The organism is Paracoccus zhejiangensis (assembly GCF_002847445.1).
GTDB classification, from domain to species: domain Bacteria; phylum Pseudomonadota; class Alphaproteobacteria; order Rhodobacterales; family Rhodobacteraceae; genus Paracoccus; species Paracoccus zhejiangensis.
In genome coordinates this window covers 58,460-76,545 of the sequence record NZ_CP025432.1, presented here as the reverse complement: position 1 = coordinate 76,545, position 18,086 = coordinate 58,460, and the positions used below count along the sequence as shown (strand labels likewise).

Annotated in this window: 11 protein-coding genes; 9 read left to right on the top strand and 2 right to left on the bottom strand. The window is 63.4% G+C overall.

Going from position 1 to position 18,086, the window contains the following annotated elements:
- Positions 1-40: 40 nt before the first annotated feature.
- The 6 genes from CX676_RS23245 (at position 41) to CX676_RS20825 (ending at position 13,687) form a co-directional block, all read left to right on the top strand.
- Complete coding sequence (locus CX676_RS23245) at positions 41-172, top strand: hypothetical protein (RefSeq protein WP_096804700.1); 132 nt, start codon at positions 41-43, stop codon at positions 170-172.
- Between the two features lie 96 nt (positions 173-268).
- Positions 269-8,887 carry a GH36-type glycosyl hydrolase domain-containing protein gene (locus tag CX676_RS20845; protein ID WP_232816723.1) on the top strand — a complete coding sequence of 2,873 codons (8,619 nt, stop codon included), beginning with the start codon at positions 269-271 and terminating at the stop codon, positions 8,885-8,887.
- A gap of 72 nt (positions 8,888-8,959) precedes the next feature.
- Positions 8,960-9,832: a transglutaminase family protein gene (locus CX676_RS20840; protein WP_101754720.1), complete on the top strand. Its 873-nt coding sequence runs from the start codon at positions 8,960-8,962 to the stop codon at positions 9,830-9,832.
- A 133-nt stretch (positions 9,833-9,965) separates the two neighbouring features.
- A complete protein-coding gene (locus tag CX676_RS20835; RefSeq protein ID WP_101754719.1) occupies positions 9,966-11,747 on the top strand; it encodes an SLC13 family permease in 1,782 nt (593 codons plus the stop codon).
- A gap of 387 nt (positions 11,748-12,134) precedes the next feature.
- Positions 12,135-13,361 (top strand): IS256 family transposase, encoded by a 1,227-nt coding sequence (locus CX676_RS20830; protein WP_101754718.1) that lies wholly within the window; start codon positions 12,135-12,137, stop codon positions 13,359-13,361.
- A gap of 137 nt (positions 13,362-13,498) precedes the next feature.
- On the top strand, positions 13,499-13,687 hold the full coding sequence (locus CX676_RS20825; RefSeq protein ID WP_101754717.1) for a hypothetical protein: 189 nt from the start codon (positions 13,499-13,501) through the stop codon (positions 13,685-13,687).
- Positions 13,688-13,745: 58 nt separating this feature from the next.
- On the opposite strand, the gene CX676_RS20820 is transcribed toward CX676_RS20825, so the two are convergent.
- Positions 13,746-14,480 (bottom strand): Crp/Fnr family transcriptional regulator, encoded by a 735-nt coding sequence (locus CX676_RS20820; protein WP_101754716.1) that lies wholly within the window; start codon positions 14,478-14,480, stop codon positions 13,746-13,748.
- A 150-nt stretch (positions 14,481-14,630) separates the two neighbouring features.
- Between CX676_RS20820 and CX676_RS20815 the strand changes: the two genes are divergently transcribed.
- From CX676_RS20815 to nhaA, 3 genes are all read left to right on the top strand, one after another.
- A complete protein-coding gene (locus CX676_RS20815; protein ID WP_101754843.1) occupies positions 14,631-14,873 on the top strand; it encodes a hypothetical protein in 243 nt (80 codons plus the stop codon).
- A gap of 31 nt (positions 14,874-14,904) precedes the next feature.
- Complete coding sequence (locus CX676_RS20810) at positions 14,905-16,089, top strand: fatty acid desaturase (RefSeq protein WP_101754715.1); 1,185 nt, start codon at positions 14,905-14,907, stop codon at positions 16,087-16,089.
- 95 nt (positions 16,090-16,184) lie between these two features.
- Positions 16,185-17,501 carry a Na+/H+ antiporter NhaA gene (nhaA, locus tag CX676_RS20805; RefSeq protein WP_028095102.1) on the top strand — a complete coding sequence of 439 codons (1,317 nt, stop codon included), beginning with the start codon at positions 16,185-16,187 and terminating at the stop codon, positions 17,499-17,501.
- Positions 17,502-17,774: 273 nt separating this feature from the next.
- Here nhaA and CX676_RS20800 read toward each other — a convergent pair whose 3' ends face one another.
- Positions 17,775-18,086 (bottom strand): hypothetical protein, encoded by a 312-nt coding sequence (locus tag CX676_RS20800; protein WP_028095103.1) that lies wholly within the window; start codon positions 18,084-18,086, stop codon positions 17,775-17,777.

Here is an 18,086-nt window from a genome sequence, read left to right as displayed (position 1 = left end):
AGAGAATTTTCCACGTACACAAAACACTTAGGAGAACACCATGGCGAAGGGCAAAAGCCGTCGCGGCCGAGAAGACAAGAAACCGAAGCAGAAGAAGGCTGAACCGGCGCCGGCGCCGTCCTTCAGCAAGGGCCTGACGATCGACACAAAGCCGAAGGGGAAAAAGGCCTGACCCGGCTCGTCTTGCGCGATCGCCCGGGCCTGGGCGCAGAACGTGCATCCAAGCGGCAAGTCGGCAAAATTGCCCACTTGCCGACAGGATTCTAGCATGAGGGCCTGGACGCTACCTCGACTCGACCTCCGCGGCACCCGCACCTCACCCTGGAAGAGCGTCGCGCCGGTGCGCGCGGAGCTTTTCGGTATCGAAAGGCTGGAGCAACACGCCGCCAGCCTGGCGGAGGTCCAGCGTATATGTGCCTCTTCACCGCGTGTCGCGTCACTGCGCCAGCGACTGGACGATAATGCGACGGCTCTGAGGGCCACTCGCAAGGCCTGTCTCTCAGAGTTGGCGGCGGGAAAACCTATTGTCCCTGCTGCCCAATGGCTGGTGGACAATTTTCACAGGGTCGAGGCGCAGGTGCGCGACTGCCGTACGGATTTGCCGCCCAGCTACTACAAGCTTCTGCCGAAACTCGCCCAAGGGCCGTTTCACGGTTATCCACGAGTGTTCGAATTGATCTGGGCCTATGTCGCCCATACGGACAGCCATCTCGACGCCCCCGCGCTGGCCCGCTTTCTGCGCGCCTATCAGCAGGTCCAGCCCCTGACCATAGGGGAGCTCTGGGCGGTTCCGATAACGCTCCGCCTCGTCCTTCTGGAAAACCTGCGGCGGTTGGCCGACCAGATCACCTTCGGTCACAGGATGCGCCTCTCGGCGGATACCCTTGCAGATCGGCTCCTGGAGGCCGACCAGACCGGGATGCCTGCAGATATTGGCGCGTCCGAGCCACTTTCTGAGATCTTTGCCGCCCAGTTGGCGAAACGGCTACGCGACTGCGACCCTGTCACGACCCCGGCCATCGGCTGGCTGGAGGATCGGCTGGCCAAGCAGGGGTCGAATGTCGACCTGGCGGTCCGGCATGCACAGGAGCGTCAGGGCGCCTCGAACGTCACGGTTCGAAACGTCATCACCAGCCTGCGCACGATCGCAGAGACGGACTGGCCAGAGCTCTTTGAAAGTGTCAGCCTGGTCGATGCGAAGCTGCGGGAGCATCCGGGATTTTCGGCGATGGATTTCGCCAGCCGCAACCTCTATCGCGATGCCCTCGAGGATCTCGCTCGTCACAGTGACTACAGCGAATTGGATCTGGCCGAGCAGGTGCTGGCGACGGCGGTGGCTGCGCCGGAAGCGGATGGCGACCGGATTTCCGAGCCGGAAATCCTGCGGAGAAGCGATCCGGGCTGGCATCTCCTCGCCGAGGGCCGGGAGGCGTTCGAACGCCAGATCGGCTATCGATACAGAGGATGGCATCGCCCGCAGGTCCGACCCGGTCTCGCAGGATACCTTGGCAGCATTCTTTGTGTCACTCTTGGGCTGCTCGCGCTGAGCGCATGGAGTCTGGTGCCTCTTTCCGGCCCATCCGCGTCATGGACCATGCTTGCGCTCTGGCTCCTCGCAGCGGTCATCCCGGCCAGCGCCGTCGCTCAACTTATCGTTGATCGCATGGTGGCCTGGGCCGTACCTGCCACGGCACTGCCGGGACTGGCGCTTGAGAGCGGCGTGCCGTCTTCGCTGCGCACGCTCGTGGTTGTGCCGACAATGCTGACAAATGGCGCAGAGCTGACCGAACAACTCGAAGGGCTGGAAGTCCATTATCTGTCCGGCGCCCAAGGAGACGTGACTTTTGCAATCCTGACCGACGGGCTGGACGCCCCCGGACAGCACATGCCGGAGGATGCGCCACTTGTCGCGTTGATCGACGTCGAGGTTGCCCGACTGAACCAGGTCTACGGCGCGGGTCCCGCCGGTGCCCGCTTTCTGCACCTCCATCGTGACCGCCGTTACAACGCCGCCGAACAGATTTGGATGGGATGGGAGCGCAAACGCGGCAAGCTGCACGAGCTCAACCGTCTGTTGCGCGGTACCGATGATACCGACTACCGCACGGCAGAGGGTCATGTGCCAGCCGTGCCCCCCGGGGTGCGCTACGTCCTGACGCTCGATTCCGACACCCGGATGCCGCGTGACGCGGCCTTGCGGCTGATCGGCAAGATGGCGCACCCGCTGAACCAGCCGATCTTCGATACGGCCCTCAGCCGGGTCAGTGCTGGTCACGCCATACTACAGCCGAGGATCACCCCCGCCCTGACACCGGAACGGCACGGCACGGCATTTCAGCGCGCGACCTCGGGTCCGGGCGGGATGGATCCCTATGCTGCAGCTGCGTCGGACGTCTATCAGGATCTCTTCGGCGAGGGCTCCTTTACCGGCAAGGGCATCTACGACGTCGATGTCTTCCAGGAGGCGATGGCCGGGCGCGTGCCCGAAAACGCCCTTCTCAGCCATGACCTGCTTGAGGGCATCTTCGCCCGGGCCGGGCTCGTCTCGGACGTGGAACTGATCGAGTCCTTCCCCGACCGACAGGACCTCGCTGCGCGGCGCATCCATCGCTGGTGTCGCGGCGACTGGCAACTGCTGCCCTGGCTTGGCCGGGAAGGCGGGCTGGGCGCGCTGGGACGGGTCAAGGTGCTGGACACGTTGCGCCGCTCGTTGTTGGCCCCGGCCACGCTTGTCCTGTTGACACTGGGGTGGCTTCTGCCTGGCCCGGCGGCCTTGCTGGCGACGGCTCTGGCACTGGTCGCCATGAGCCTGCCCGCTTTCCTGCACGCGGCCCTTTCCGCCGTTCCGCATCAGCGCCGCCTTCACATGCGCAACCACCTGCGCCTGATGCAGGAAGACCTGTCGCTTGCCGTGCTGCAAACCGGGCTGGCGGTCAGCTTTCTCGCCGACGCCGCCTGGCGCGCGCTCGATGCCATCGCCCGCACACTCTGGCGATTGACGGTTTCACGGCGGCATCTCCTGGAATGGACCACGGCGGCCTCGGTCTCGGCCGCTCCGCGCCCCGATCTGCGGGGATTTTCCCGTGCCATGGCGCCGGGGATCCTGCTGGGACTGTCGACCACAGGCCTGGCCGGCTTGGCCGCCCCCGGTGCGCTCCCCCTGATCCTGCCCTTTGCAGCCCTCTGGCTTGCCGCGCCGCTCATCGCCTTTCGAGTCAGTCAGCCTTCCCGCGCACAACCCGACGCCGCCCTTACCCCGCAGGACGCCCAGGAATTGCGCCTGATCGCACGCACGACATGGCACTATTTCGAGACCTTCGTCACGCCAGAAGACAGCCATCTGCCCCCCGACAACTTTCAGGAGCAGCCACACGCAACGCTCGCCCACAGAACTTCGCCCACAAATATGGGGATTTATCTTCTGTCCACTGTCACAGCCCGCGATTTCGGCTGGATCGGCCTGCGTCAGGCGGCCAGCCGGATCGCCGCGACCCTTGGCACGATGCAAGCGCTGCCGCGGGTAAAGGGGCATTTCTACAACTGGTACGACACGCGAGACGGCAGGGTTCTCGACCCGCCCTATGTCTCGTCGGTGGACAGCGGCAATCTGGCCGGCCACCTGATCGCACTGGCCAACGCCTGCGAGGACTGGGCCGCGCATTCCGGCGCGACGCCACGTCAGAGATCTCAGGGGCTGACCGATCTTCTTGACCTGGTGGAGCGTGACGCAGAGCGGTTAATGTCCCCGCTCAGTGACTCCTGCTCCGAGGCGATCGGATCGCTGCGCGATGGCCTGAAACAGGCTGAAGTGAACTGGCCCTTCCTGCAACGCCTGGCGGCTAAGGCCGAACGCGCCACTCCGCCTCCGGCGGCTATGCCCCCCCATGCGCCCCGATGGCTGTCCTTGCTTCGCGACGGCTTGGCCGAAGCCGCGACAGATGCCGCGTCAACTGAGGCCGACCATGCCGCTCTGGCCGCAGAATTGCATCGGCTGGGAGTGCAGGCCCGTGGGCTCGCAGTGGACATGGATTTCGGCTTCCTGCTTGACCCCGAGCGCAAGCTGCTGTCCATCGGCTACTCGGTCCATGAGAGCAGTCTCGATCCGTCCTGCTATGACCTCCTGGCCTCCGAGGCGCGTCTGGCCAGTCTCTTCGCCGTCGCCAAACAGGATCTGCCGCTGCGGCACTGGTTCCGTCTGGGGCGGACGGTCACCGCAACCCGTGGCGGCGCCGTTCTCGTCTCCTGGGCCGGCTCGATGTTCGAATACCTGATGCCTGGGCTGGTGCTGCAAGAACCCGAAGGCGGTCAGCTGGGTCACACCTGTCGATTGGTCGTCGAGAGACAGATCGCCTACGGACGGGCGCAAGGCGTCCCTTGGGGCATTTCGGAATCCGGTTTCAACGCGCGGGATGTGGATTTCAACTATCAGTATTCCACCTTTGGTGTGCCGGGGCTTGGGCTCAAGCGCGGACTTGCCGGGGATCTGGTGATCGCGCCCTATGCAACCGGGCTGGCCGCGATGCTGGATCCCGGTGCTGCACGGCGGAACTACGACGACCTGGAGGCCATGGGTGGCCTTGGGCTCTGTGGCTTCTATGAAGCCCTCGACTTTACCCCCGACCGTGTGCTGCCGGGTCGCCGCGTTGCCGTGGTGCAAAGCTACATGGCGCATCATCAGGGGATGACCATCGTGGCCATCGCCAACGCCCTGACCGGCGGCCTGATGCGCCAGAGGTTCCACCATGAACCGATGATCCATGCCAGCGAACTGTTGCTCCAGGAACGGCTGCCGCGCGATATCGACCGCGCCTTGCCGCCGCTTGAGGACGCCAGGCCCGGCGGTCCGACGCCGTCCGAAGCGGACCGGGGCCGCCGGATTGCCGGCCCCCCGGGCGGCCCCGCGGTCACTCATCTCATGTCGAATGGACGCTACGCGGTTATGCTGACCGCCACGGGCGGGAGTTACAGCCGCTGGGGCGATATTGCGCTCACCCGCTGGCGCGAGGACGCGACCCGGGATCCGCATGGCGCCATCCTCCACATCCGGAATCTCTCGGACGGCTCTGACCAGAGGTTCGGACCTGGCGCGCCGGATACTGCCGACGCGCAGGACGTGCAGTTCTTCGAGGATCACGCGACTTTCACCGCCCGGACAGGCCAGCTCGAAACGGTGCTGGATGTTCTCGTTTCGGGCGAGGCGGATGCGGAGGTGCGACGCCTGTCGGTGACCAATGGCGGGCGCAAACCCCGGGAACTGGATGTAACCTCCTACGTCGAATTGACGCTGGCGGATCCGGCCTCAGAACTGGCGCACCCGGCCTTCTCGCGGATGTTCGTTCAGACCGAGTTCCTGCCCGAATACGGCGCGTTGATAGCGTGGCGCAGGCAGCGCAGCCCGGAGGAACCGGAAATCTGGGTGGCGCAGTTCTCCGTGGTCGAGGGGACGACCGTCGCGCCGCTGCAATATGACAGTGATCGCAACAGCGCTTTCGGCCGCGATCATGACCAGGCCCAGCCGCGCGCCATAACCGATCCGGCGCCTCTCGCCGGAACCACGGGCACGGTGTTGGATCCGGTTTTCGCACTGCGCAACCGGCTCCTGATCGCGCCTGGGCGCACCGCACGGATCCTGGTCTGGATGGTGGCTGCCGACAGCCGCGAAGCGCTGATGGATCTGATGGACCGGCATCACGACCGCAGCGCCTATGACCGCGCACGGACCCTGGCCTGGACCCAGGCTCAGGTGCAACTGCGCCATCTAGGCATCTCGCCGACCGAAGCCGCCGACTTCCAACGCCTCGCCGCCCCTGTCCTCTATCATGATCGCCGATTCCGCCTGCCGTCTGCCACCTTGTTACGGGGCTCCGGACGTCAATCCGGCCTTTGGCCGCTCGCGATTTCCGGCGATTTGCCGATCGTGGTGCTGCGCATCGACGATCCCGCCGATATCGGACAGGTTCGTGCCTTGCTACAGGCCCACGAGTACTGGCTGGGAAGGCAGCTTGCGGTCGATCTGGTGATCCTCAACGAGCACCCGGCCTCCTATGTCAAGGATCTGCAGACCGCCATCGACATCGCCTTGCGCAGCAGCCATTCCCGTCCCGGCGACGACACGCGACCGGCCCGGGGCGCCGTGTTTGCGCTGCGCTCCGACCTGATCGCACCAGATACGCGGGCGCTTCTCCTGGCTGCGGCGCGGGTTGTGATGCTGGCCCGGCGCGGCATGATTGGCGAACAGCTCGACGCCCTTCTTGCCGATCCTGTTACGGCTGACACCATGATCGCAGACACGCGACAGATTGGCCCCGCCCCGCAACCCGCCAATGCGCTCCGACTGCGCGCAAACAGACTTGACAGAACCGCCCCGCAGCGGGACGAGGCCAGGCCGCCATCCGACCGCCCGAACCTCGAGTTCTACAATGGCACAGGCGGGTTCGACCGGGAGGGACGAGAATATGTCATCCGCCTTGGCCCACCGGACACTACGCCTGCCCCATGGATCAACGTGATCGCCAATCCGGACTTCGGATTCCAGGTGTCGGCCAGCGGCAGCGGTTTTACCTGGGCCGAGAACAGCCGCGACAACCAGCTAACGCCTTGGTCCAATGATGCTGTGGCAGACCCTCCGGGCGAGGCAATCTACATCGGAGACGACGACAGCGGCGTGTTGTTTTCACCGACTGCGCGCCCTCTGCCGCTTTCTGCAAGGGCCGGTCCGCACATCGTGCGCCACGGCTTCGGCTACAGCCGGTTCGAGCATCAGGCGAATGGCATCGACTGCGAATTGGTACAGTTCGTGCCGCGCGCCGATCCGGTCAGGGTCTCGCGGCTGTTCCTGCGCAATACAGGGACGCAGCCCCGGAGGTTGAGCGTCGTCACCTATAGCGAACCCGTCATGGGTCAATCGCGCGCCGCCTCGGCCCCGTTCCTCGTGACCTCGCACGAGCCGGAAACTGGCGCGCTTCTGGTCCAGAATCCATGGAACACTACCTTTCCCGGCCGGGTGATGTTCGCGGCGCTCAACGCGCCTTCCGGTCCGGCCGAGGCCTGGACAGGAGATCGCACCGAATTTCTGGGCTCGGGCGGCAGCCATGCCGATCCCGCCGCACTACGCCGGGGCGCCGTCATGTCGGGGCGGGTCGGAGCGGGGCTCGATCCCTGCCTCGCGATGATGAAGACCCTGACCTTGGCCCCTGGCGAGAGCATTGAGCTCGTCCATCTTCTCGGCCAATGCGCAGACGCGGCGGCGGTCGTCCCGCTTCTGAAAAGGCTGCGGTCCGCCGACATGCAGGCCGAACTGGCCGCGGTACAGACCTATTGGGACGACACGCTGGGCGATCTCCGGATCGAGACGCCGGACCGGGCGATGGATATCATGGTCAACGGCTGGCTGCCCTATCAGGCGCTCGCCTGCCGGATCGAGGCGCGCGCGGCCTTCTACCAGGCAAGCGGCGCCTACGGGTTCCGCGACCAGCTGCAGGACAACATGGCCTTCATGCTGACGCGCCCCGACCGCAACCGCGCGCATCTGCTGCGGGTCGCCGCCCGCCAGTTCCCGGAAGGCGACGTGCAGCACTGGTGGCTGCCGCATTCCGGCCAGGGGGTACGGACGCGCATTTCCGACGATTGCGTTTGGCTCGGCCATGCTGTCGCCGCCTATGTGACGAGTACGGGCGACAGGGCGATACTGGACGAACAGGTGCCCTTCCTCGAAGGGCATCGCCTCGGAGAGACCGAGCACGACGCGTTCTTCCTGCCCGACGATGCGGGCCACGGTGCGGCGCTGTTCGATCATTGCGCCCTGGGGCTGGACCGCGCACTCAGCCTGACCGGGGAGCACGGTCTGCCGCTGATCGGCAGCGGCGACTGGAACGACGGGATGAACCGCGTCGGCGCCGCCGGCCGCGGCGAAAGCGTCTGGCTGGGCTGGCTGCTGCTGCAGACGCTCGGCGCCTTCGTGCCGCTTGCGGAAAAGCGCGATCCGGCCCGGGCACGGCGCTGGCTCGAGCAGGCCGAAACGCTGCGCCTCTCCATGGAGACCCATACCTGGGATGGGGACTGGTACCGCCGCGCGACCTTCGATGACGGAACATGGCTGGGAGCGGCCGGCTCCCCGGCCTGTTGCATCGACTCGATCCCGCAAAGCTGGGCGGTGTTGTCCGGACAGGCAGATCGCGACCGCGCGCGGCGCGCGATGGAGTCCGTCGACAGCCTTCTGGTCGATCGCGAAAACGATCTGGCGCGGCTGTTCACGCCGCCTTTCGGGATCGGTCCCGACTCGGGCTCGCAGGATCCGGGCTACATCGCCGGCTATCCGCCGGGGCTGCGCGAGAATGGCGGGCAATACAGCCATGCCGCGATGTGGGCCATTCTGGCCTGGGCGCGACTGGGGGATGGAGCGCGCGCTGCGGAGCTCTTCGCGATGCTCAATCCGATCAATCACGCCCGGTCGCCTGAGGACGTACAGCGCTACAGGACGGAACCTTATGCGGTCGCCGCCGATGTCTATTCCGTTGCCCCGCATATCGGACGCGGCGGCTGGAGCTGGTACACGGGCGCGGCCGCCTGGATGCACCGTGCGGCCATCGAAGGCATCCTCGGCGTGACCCGGGACGGAGACCGTCTGCGGATCGCCCCCACCATGCCACCCGACTGGCCGGGATTTTCCATGACGCTGAGGGTGGCGGGCACGTCTTGTAGGATCCGGATCGAGAGAGCGGATCATCCGAGAGCCACGCTGGATGGCCACCCCATCACGGCCGGGCCGGCGGTGTTCCTGCCGCTCGACGGCGGGTCTCACGACCTGAACCTGACTCTCGGCCCCCTTGTGTCGACCGAGACGTCAGCCGAAATCGACAGTTCTGTGCTCCCGATCCCGCCGGATTGACCGCCTGTCCAACCGACGCCACCCCACCGACCCGACTCCGGGTGACCGCATTGCAGCCGAAAGGCACCTAACGTGACCACGCTGATGACCTATCACAAGACCGAATACCGCTACGGCGAACCCGTTCTGCTTGGACCTCATCGAATGATGCTGCGCCCGCGCGAAGCCCGGGACCTGCGGCTGCTGTCGCATGAGATCATCCTCACGCCCCATGCCGATATCACCTGGGCCCATGACGTTGCGGGCAATGCGGTCGCCACGGCGCAGTTCAATCAGCCGAGCGACCATCTGATCATCGAAAGCCGTGCAACCGTCGATCTGACCGCCGCGGTGTGGCCGGTATTCGCCATAGCGGCGGAGGCAATCAGCTTTCCCTTCCTTTATTCAGGCGACGACTGGGCCGACCTCGGCGCCCTGACGGCGCCACAATATCCCGACCCTGACGGCAAGTTTTCCAGCTGGGTCGAGGGCTTCGTCCTTCAACGCCCCACGGATACGTTGTCTCTGCTCAAGGATATCGCCAACGGGGTGTCGACGCAGATCGCATATCAGGGGCGAGAGATGGAAGGGACACAGTCGCCGCTGGAAACATTTTCCCGCGGTTGGGGCTCATGCCGTGACTTTGCGGTGTTGTTTGCCGAAGCCGCGCGCACGCTCAGTTTCGGTGCCCGCATCGTTTCCGGCTATCTCTTCGATCCCGAGACGCGCCTTGTCGGATCTGAAGGGGCGGGTTCTACCCATGCCTGGGCCGAAGTCTTCATTCCCGGTGCCGGCTGGGTCGCGTTCGACCCTACAAACCGGAGCGTCGGATCAAAGAACCTCATTCCCGTGGCGGTCGCCCGTGGCATTCATCAGGTCGTCCCGGTCACTGGGAGCTTCACGGGGTCGGGAAACACCCAGCGAAGCATGACCGTTGAGGTGCGCCACGTGGTCATCGAATACTGATCACCGCAACCCCGGTCCGCGGCGACCGATCGAGGAGCGCTCCGCGTCGGTTTTCGGGGTAGAGTGAGAACGAAAGACCACATATTGCGCGACGTCAGGACCTCTCCGCCGTCAATGCACTGGAGACTCCGGAATGACACACCTGCCCACCTACGAGCCTTATCTTGCGCTCGCGCTTCTTCTGGTTCTCTTCGCGGGTTTCCTTTATGAGCGGTTCGCCCCCGAGGTGACGGCCGCAGCGGTCGCGGCGTTGTTTGTCGTTTTTGGACTGGTGCCTCAAGACACTGTTCTGTCGGTTTTTTCGAATCCCGCACCGATCACCATCGCCGCGATGTTTATCCTCAGCGGCGCCCTCGTCCGCACCGGGTTGCTCGATGTACTGGCAAACCGGGTCGTAGCCGCCGCCGGCCAGCGCCCCATTGCGGCAACGGGCGTGTTTCTGGCTTCGACCCTCGTGGCCTCGGCGCTCATGAACAACACACCTGTCGTCCTGGTGCTGATCCCGGTCGCCATAAGACTGGCCCAAAGCCTCGGCCTCGCAGCGACACGCCTGTTGATCCCGCTCTCTTACATGGCGGTGCTCGGCGGGACCTGCACGCTGATCGGAACCTCGACCAATCTGCTGGTCGATGGCGTTGCCAGAGAGATCGGGCTGGCGCCCTTCTCAATTCTGGAAATCACACCGGTCGGTCTGGTGGCCGCGGCCACCGGCGGATTGACCCTGCTGCTACTCGGACCGCTCCTGCTTCCCAACCGCAAGGATCAGACGGATCTGGGTGCGGCAGGTGAGGCGGATTTCCTGACCGAGTTGCGTCCAAAGGATGATTTCTGGGGGCTGGGTCACGCCTTGGGGGATATCGATGATCTGACCCGCCCGGGTGTGACGGTGGTCGGAATACGTTCCGGTGCAGAGGTTAGGCGTGACGACGTGCTCGATCACATCCTTGCCGCTGGTGACCGGCTGATCGCGGTTATCCGCACCTCCGAACTGCTGACGTTGAGAAACAGGAAAGGATGGGATGTCGGACTGCGTCAGGGGCCGACAGCCGGGGATAGTGCCGAAACAACAGTCGCGGAGGCGATCGTCACGCTCTCGCATCGCAGCCGCGGTGTACGGATCGCGCAACTGACCATCGGGTTCAGGTATGGCATGCGTGTCCTTGGGGCACATCGTCATGGGGAAAGCCTCGGCCCCGACCTCTCGACCACGCTCCTCAGACCTGCGGACAAACTGCTATTGGAGGGAACCGACGAAAGCTACGACCGCCTGATCGAGGCCGGGGACCTGGCTGGCGTCACGATGGCCGGAGGGCGCCCCTTCCGACGCGGCAAGGCCCCGCTCGCGCTTGCGGCACTGTTTGCAGTGGTGGCCCTGGCCGCCATCGGTGTGGCGGACATCAGCCTTGTTTCCCTCGTCGCCGTGGCCTTCATCCTCGTCCTGCGCTGCATCGACAACGATGAGGCCTGGAGTTCCATCGACGCGGGCGTGCTCGTTCTGATCTTCTCGATGCTGGTGGTTGGTGCGGGGCTGCAGCACTCGGGCGCGATTGCCTTGATCGTCGGTGCCATTGCCCCGCCGCTTGCGGACATGCCCCCGATCATCGCCCTGGCCGCGGTCTATTTGCTCGCTTCGACCTTGACGGAGGCGGTCACCAACAGTGCGGTCGGGGTCGTCGTGACCCCTCTGGCGATCGGACTGGCGGACCAGATCGGGGTTGATCCACGCCCCTTCGTTGTCGCAGTCATGTTCGGAGCGAGCGCAAGCTTCGCGACCCCGATCGGCTATCAGACCAACACACTGGTCTATGGTGCGGGCAACTACAAGTTCACGGACTTCATCAAGATCGGTCTCCCAATGAACATCATCGTGGGGGCCGCCGCAGTTCTGACAATTCCGATGTTCTTTCCCTTCTAAATCAGCCGATGAAAGAGCAGCCCGGAAACTTTCTAAGATGGCGAAGAGTGATCACGACATGTGCATAGTCTCGATACCTCCCGGTCAAAACCGCTGTGCTGGGGCCGAATTCGACTGCGTTCAGTTGAACGAGAGCTAGTCGTGAACAAGATCGAGCTGCGCCAAGCGCCCGGGCTAATCTGCGTCAGTGCCGCCAAGTTCTGAGAAGCCGTATATGGAGATGTGCCCACCGTACTTTTGGGGGCACAGTATTTCCGAGTACCTGAGAGGCGCGGGGGCATACTTTTGGTCGTGTCTCGGAAGTGGTGGAAATTTGAAGGCGGCGTAATCTCCGGGTGAACATCCACCCACCCAACCGGCGGCGGCAACCGCCAGGGAGATCACGCCATGAACCAGATTACCGACACTGCGAGCTTTGCGCTACTGGCCGGGGAGGCCGGGTTCGACCCGATCGAGGAGCGGCTCCGGGCCAACGTCCGCGCGACCATCGAAGCCGTTTTCGAAGAGGAGCTGGCGGGCTTTCTCGGCCGCCTTCGCTACGATCGGGGCGACGGCCCGGCGAAAGGCTATCGCCACGGGCACCGCGAACGGCAACTCACCGGCACCTTCGGGACTGAAACGGTGCGGGTGCCGCGCGCCCGGATCGAGGACGACGCAGGCAAGGTAACGGAATGGCGCTCGAAGGCGCTGCCCCGTTATCAGCGGCTGACAAAGAAGGCCGAGGCCCTGATCGCCGCGGTCTATCTCGCCGGCACCAACACCCGGCGCGTGAAGCGGGCGCTGTTCGGGCTGTTCGAGGGCGCCGTCAGCAAGGACGTGGTGAGCCGCGCCTGGCGCAAGGTGAAGGTGGACTGGGACGCCTGGTGTGCCCGCAGTCTGGCCGATGAGGACATCGTCCGTCTGATCCTCGACGGCACCGTGATCAAGACCCGGCTCGACCGCAAAGCCACGAACATCTCGGTGCTGGCCGCCATCGGCGTGCGCCGCGACGGGCAGAAGGTGCTGCTTTCCATCAGGAACATGGGCGGGGAGAGCACGGCAGCCTGGCGCCAGTTCCTCGATGATCTTGATGCCCGGGGCCTGAAACGGCCCGAATTCGTGATCGTCGACGGCGCTCCGGGGCTGGAAGCCGCGCTCGTGGCACTCTGGGGCGACGACCTGCCGATTCAGCGCTGCACGGTTCACAAGCACCGAAACCTTCTGGCCCATGCCCCGAAGCACATGCACGACGAGCTGACCGAGGACTACCGGGACATGATCTACGCCGACACCTCCGCCGAGGTGGAGCGCTGCCGCAAGGCTTTCCTGCGCAAGTGGCGGCTCAAGTGCCGGGCGATGGCCGACAGCCTTGAAGAAGCCGGGGCGCGGCTGTTCGCCTTCACCCGCCTGGATCCGTCGCAATGGAAGTCCGCCCGCACGACCAACGCCATCGAACGTCTGAACGAGGAATTCCGCCGCCGCATCAAGACCCAGACCGTGCTGCCCTGCGCCGAGACCGTCCCGATGCTGCTCTGGGCGCTACTCGCTTCCGGACAGATCCAGATGCGCAAGGTCGATGGATGGGAGACCCTGTCTCAGCCCATAGAACCGATGCCTCTTGACCTCGCCGCCTGAAAAACCGAGCCTGCACATGCCCGGACCGCGCCGCCAGGGAATTTCCACAGCATTCGCGACACCACCATACTTTTCCCAAAAGGTCGGTATGTCCGTGCGCTTCTTATTTCCCGGCAGATCAATGAAAGGACAAGATAATGACGATGGATATGAGTAGACCCTCCCTGAAGATGAAATCCGTCGAAACCGCGTGCAATGACGCGCCTGCAGGTTCGAAGAAAGATGCCGCGCTCCAGCACCTACTCGCAGCTCAAAAAGCTCGAAAAGAAATGAGCGAAGCCGAGACGAACGTGGAACTCGACGCCGCCAGAAGCGCGCTTGAGTAACGGTCAAGCGCCTGCCGCGACCTTCTGAGACGCTTGCTGAAGACTGAGGGCGACTCTATCATTTTAAAAGCGGCCCGGTCTGATCCAGATACGCCGGATCAAACTCGGCGAGATCCACCAACCCGCTGTAGTCGTGAAACGTCACGTGACCGTCCCGGAAAGTCACCAGACCGCTTTCGCGCAATTGCCGCAACACACGGTTCACATGGACAGCGCTCAATCCAAGCGCGTCGGCAAGGTGATATTGCGTAAGCGGGCAGTCGTACCCCTCCTTACTCCCCATGCCCACCAGAGCCAGTCGCGATCCCAACTCCAGCAGGAAATGCGCCATACGCGCACCCGCTTCCCGCCGCCCAATCCCGACGAGATGTTCAACCACCATCGCCTCATCCCGCGATGCCGCCCAAAGGATGGCCGTTGCGAGCCGCGGTGTCTGCGCGAACGCCTCGAGCAGATCGCCCGTCAAGACTTCGGCAGCCTCTACGTCCACGACAGGCTCGAAACTGTGGTCTGAGGTACGCAAAAGCACGCTTCGCAATCCCAGAAAATCGCCGGGCACCTGAAAATCGACGATCTGCCGCGTTCCATCCGGTTGGATCTTGTAAGAGCAGACCCAGCCAGCGGACAGGATGAAGGCGGCCTGATCCGATTGCCCCTGATGCGCCATGTCTCGCCCGGCGACAAAAGACCGCCGACGCCCGTGCAGACGCGCTAGCACCGCAAGTTCGGCCTCTGACAAAGCGACAAATGCCGAGAGTTTTCGGGTGAGCGGGCTTGCCGCGAGCGGTGTCATGACCCTTTCCTTTCGGTTGCGGAGGATCTGCCGAGATCAGCTCAGGGACTGCTTTCGATCAGCCCAGCATAGAGCATTTCATGCGAACATGAGGAATTCATCAGACTGGTTTCACTGCCAGATAGTGATAGGATGATAGGAATACACCGGATGTCTACATCGAATAACGCTGCAGGACTGGCCGCCCTTTCGATCTGCGAGTCACTTCTGCTGGCCATGAACGATCGCGGATTGCTGCCGGAGAATGAGATCGTCGGGGTGCTCCGCGACGCTGCGGCCACCCACGAGAACACCATCGACACTGAGCCTGACGCGGAAATCCACCGGGCCGCAGCGGCGCTCATCAACCAGATCATCGCGGGGGGCAATTCAGTGCGGAGACCACCGGCATGATGCATCCAATCGCAGTGGAGCTGCACCACCCATGACGTTTTCGTCCTGCTCAGACACCAAGCAGCCACAACAGCCTAGCCAATGGAACGCTGCCGAAAGCGAAAGAGGCGAACATGGTGCCTCCGCTCTCTGCCCAGGGGGTGCCGCATCGCAAGCAGACGCCGCGTCAAGTGCTGGCCGTTCATCAATCGAGACCGACCGCGCATCGCAGGAGTTACAGTTCACCCCATCGGACTGGACACGAACGCTGGCGGCGTATCGACAGCCTATCCCGTCGCGTAGCGTTTTTGAACTCGCGATCACAGTGGTGCCGTTCGTGGTGCTCTGGGCTGTAGCCTGGTGGGCGCTGTCGATCAGTATCGCGCTGGCAATCATTCTGGCGCTAACGAATTCGGCCTTTCTCGTCCGTCTGTTCATGCTCCAGCATGATTGCGGCCACGGGTCGCTGTTCCGGAGCCGGCGCCTCTGCGACTGGATCGGGCGGGTGATCGGCGTTCTCACTCTGACTCCCTACGATGTCTGGCGCAAGACGCACGCGCTCCACCACGCCACGACCGGAAATCTGGACCATCGGGGCGTCGGAGACATGCCGATCCTGACGGTCAGCGAATATCAGGACATGAGCCGAGTTGGCCGGGCAGGCTATCGGCTGATCCGCAATCCGTTGTTCCTGTTCGGCGTGGTGCCGTTCTATACATTCTTCCTGCAAAACCGCCTGCCCGTGCACTTGATGCGATCCGGCTGGCGCTACTGGCTGAGCGCGATGGGCACAAACCTCGCCATTGGCCTTTCACTGATGACGATCATCTGGCTGGGCGGCTGGGATGTTCTGCTGTTCGTGTTCCTCCCGACGATGCTTCTGGCAGCGGTTACCGGCATGTGGTTCTTTTACGTGCAGCATCAGTTCGAAGATACAAGCTGGCAGCACGACGGGGACTGGAACATTCAGGACGCGGCCCTGCACGGAAGTTCACACTATGCGTTGCCCGGTATCCTGCGCTGGATCAGCGCAAACATCGGCGTTCACCATGTGCATCATCTGGCCAGCCGCATTCCCTTCTACCGTCTGGACGAGGTTATCCGGGATCACGATGTCCTGGCGCAGACCAAGCGCATAACACTTTGGGAGAGCTTCCGCTGCGCGCGCCTCCACCTCTGGGACGAGCAACGCCATAGACTTTTGTCGTTCGCGGAAGCTCGGGCGCTTTCTGCCTGAGACTGAGCGATTTGGCCGAGGGAAAAGGAAACAGACCCTGGTTGCGTGTGCGGAGTCACTGTCCCTCTGAGTGGAAAAAAGGGGAAAACGGTCCAATGATCGACAAACTAGCATCTCTGCCCCATGAGGCCGCCGACACGCTCGCGCGACCCTTCGCACGCTTTCTGAAAATCGAGGCGGCAGCGGGTGCCCTTCTTTTCCTGGCGGTGTTGCTGGCGTTGGGACTGGCGAATTCGCCTTGGCACCGCGTTTTTCTGGATTTCTGGGAAACTCGTATCGGCCTGACATTCGGCTCATGGGATTTCAGCCGCTCCCTGCGCCACTGGGTCAATGACGGATTGATGACGCTCTTTTTCTTTGTGCTCTCGCTCGAGCTCAAGCGGGAAATCGTTCTGGGAGAATTGAGAAATCCTCGACAAGTCGCCTTGCCTCTGGCGGGGGCCGTGGGCGGCATGGTGGTTCCGGTCGCAATGTATTTGGCGTTGATGTCCGGAGAATCCGGACTGCATGGTTGGGGAACCGTTATGGCAACCGATACGGCATTCGTAATCGGGTGCCTCGCGCTATTCGGAAACCGGGTTCCACCTACCCTGCGTCTCTTTTTGCTCTCGCTGGCGATATTCGATGATGTCGGCGCGATTCTCGTGGTCGCGCTCGGGTACGGAGAAGCCCTGAACTGGTCGGCACTCGGGGTGGGTCTGCTGGGAATTGGTGCCGTTGCAAGCGCCTCGCGGCTCGGAATCAGAAGTGTTCCGGTCTATTCATTGCTGGGAGTTGGAATCTGGCTAAGTGTTGATGCATCCGGCGTCCATGCGACCATCGCTGGCGTCATTCTGGGCCTCATGACACCCACCCGGGTCTGGGTCAGCGATGCACGTCTACGGGGGATCCTGGGGCGGTTGCTGGCCCATCCTGCCGGCGAGCATTGGAGTGGCGATACCACAGAACGCCATGACCTTCTCCAGGCAGGGGCAGCGGTCACGGAATCCGTCTCTCCAGTCGAGCGTCTCGAGATGATACTGCACCCTTGGGTCGGCTTTGCAATAATGCCGATCTTCGCGTTGGCTAATGCCGGCATGACGTTTCAGGGTGCTGATTTCCAACAAACAGTCACTCTGGCGGTCATTGCCGGATTGGTATTGGGAAAGCCGATCGGCGTACTCGGTTTCAGCTGGCTTGCAGTTCGTTCCGGCATTGCGGTGCTTGCGCCGGGCCTGTCCTGGCCCTTCATCGTGGCCGGCTCGTTTTTGGCGGGGATTGGGTTCACGATGTCGGTCTTCATCGCGGATCTGGCCTTCGATGCGACGATGCTTAACGCTGCCAAACTAGGAATCCTGTCAGGATCGGCCTTCGCTGCGACAATCGGCACACTGATACTGCTTCAACTGACACGGCTCGAGACGAGGACATGATACGCAAGGCATGACGACGCTCAGAGACCGCAGCCTTGGAGTGCCCGGGATTTTGGATTTGGGCCAAAGCCGGACAATCCGCTGGTCACCCGCGCCCTGACGAGCGGACAGGTTGCACCGCCGTTTGCCATGAGCGCGACGCTTTGCACCGCCGACAAATCCGCTCCCCGAAGCCTTCACTCGGAACGGGCGTGCGGCAACGGAGACAAAGACGCTCTTTCGGGACATCATCGATGGCCCGCACAGGCCCATTGTCCTGATCCACGAGTTCGGTCATCGATCTGCGCCATCCTCTTCAATCAGCCGTGCCAGATCACCAAGCGTGCGCTCGATGAGTTCCTGTCGCCGGGCGTCACTGGCTTCGGCGGTTTCCGAGTAGCGCCGTATCAGATACTGCGCTTTGAGCGCTGCCTCATGCCAGTTGGCGGCGGGTTGGGCGAGGAGCTGTACTTCGAGTTCCTCCTGCCGCAAGCGGAGCGCTCTTTGATCGGCTTCGAAATCCTTCAGGGAGTGTCGCCGGATGTCGGCCGCGATCCGGCCTTCGGCGCTTCGCCTTGTATCGAGGTCAACCGGATCGTCGGTCAT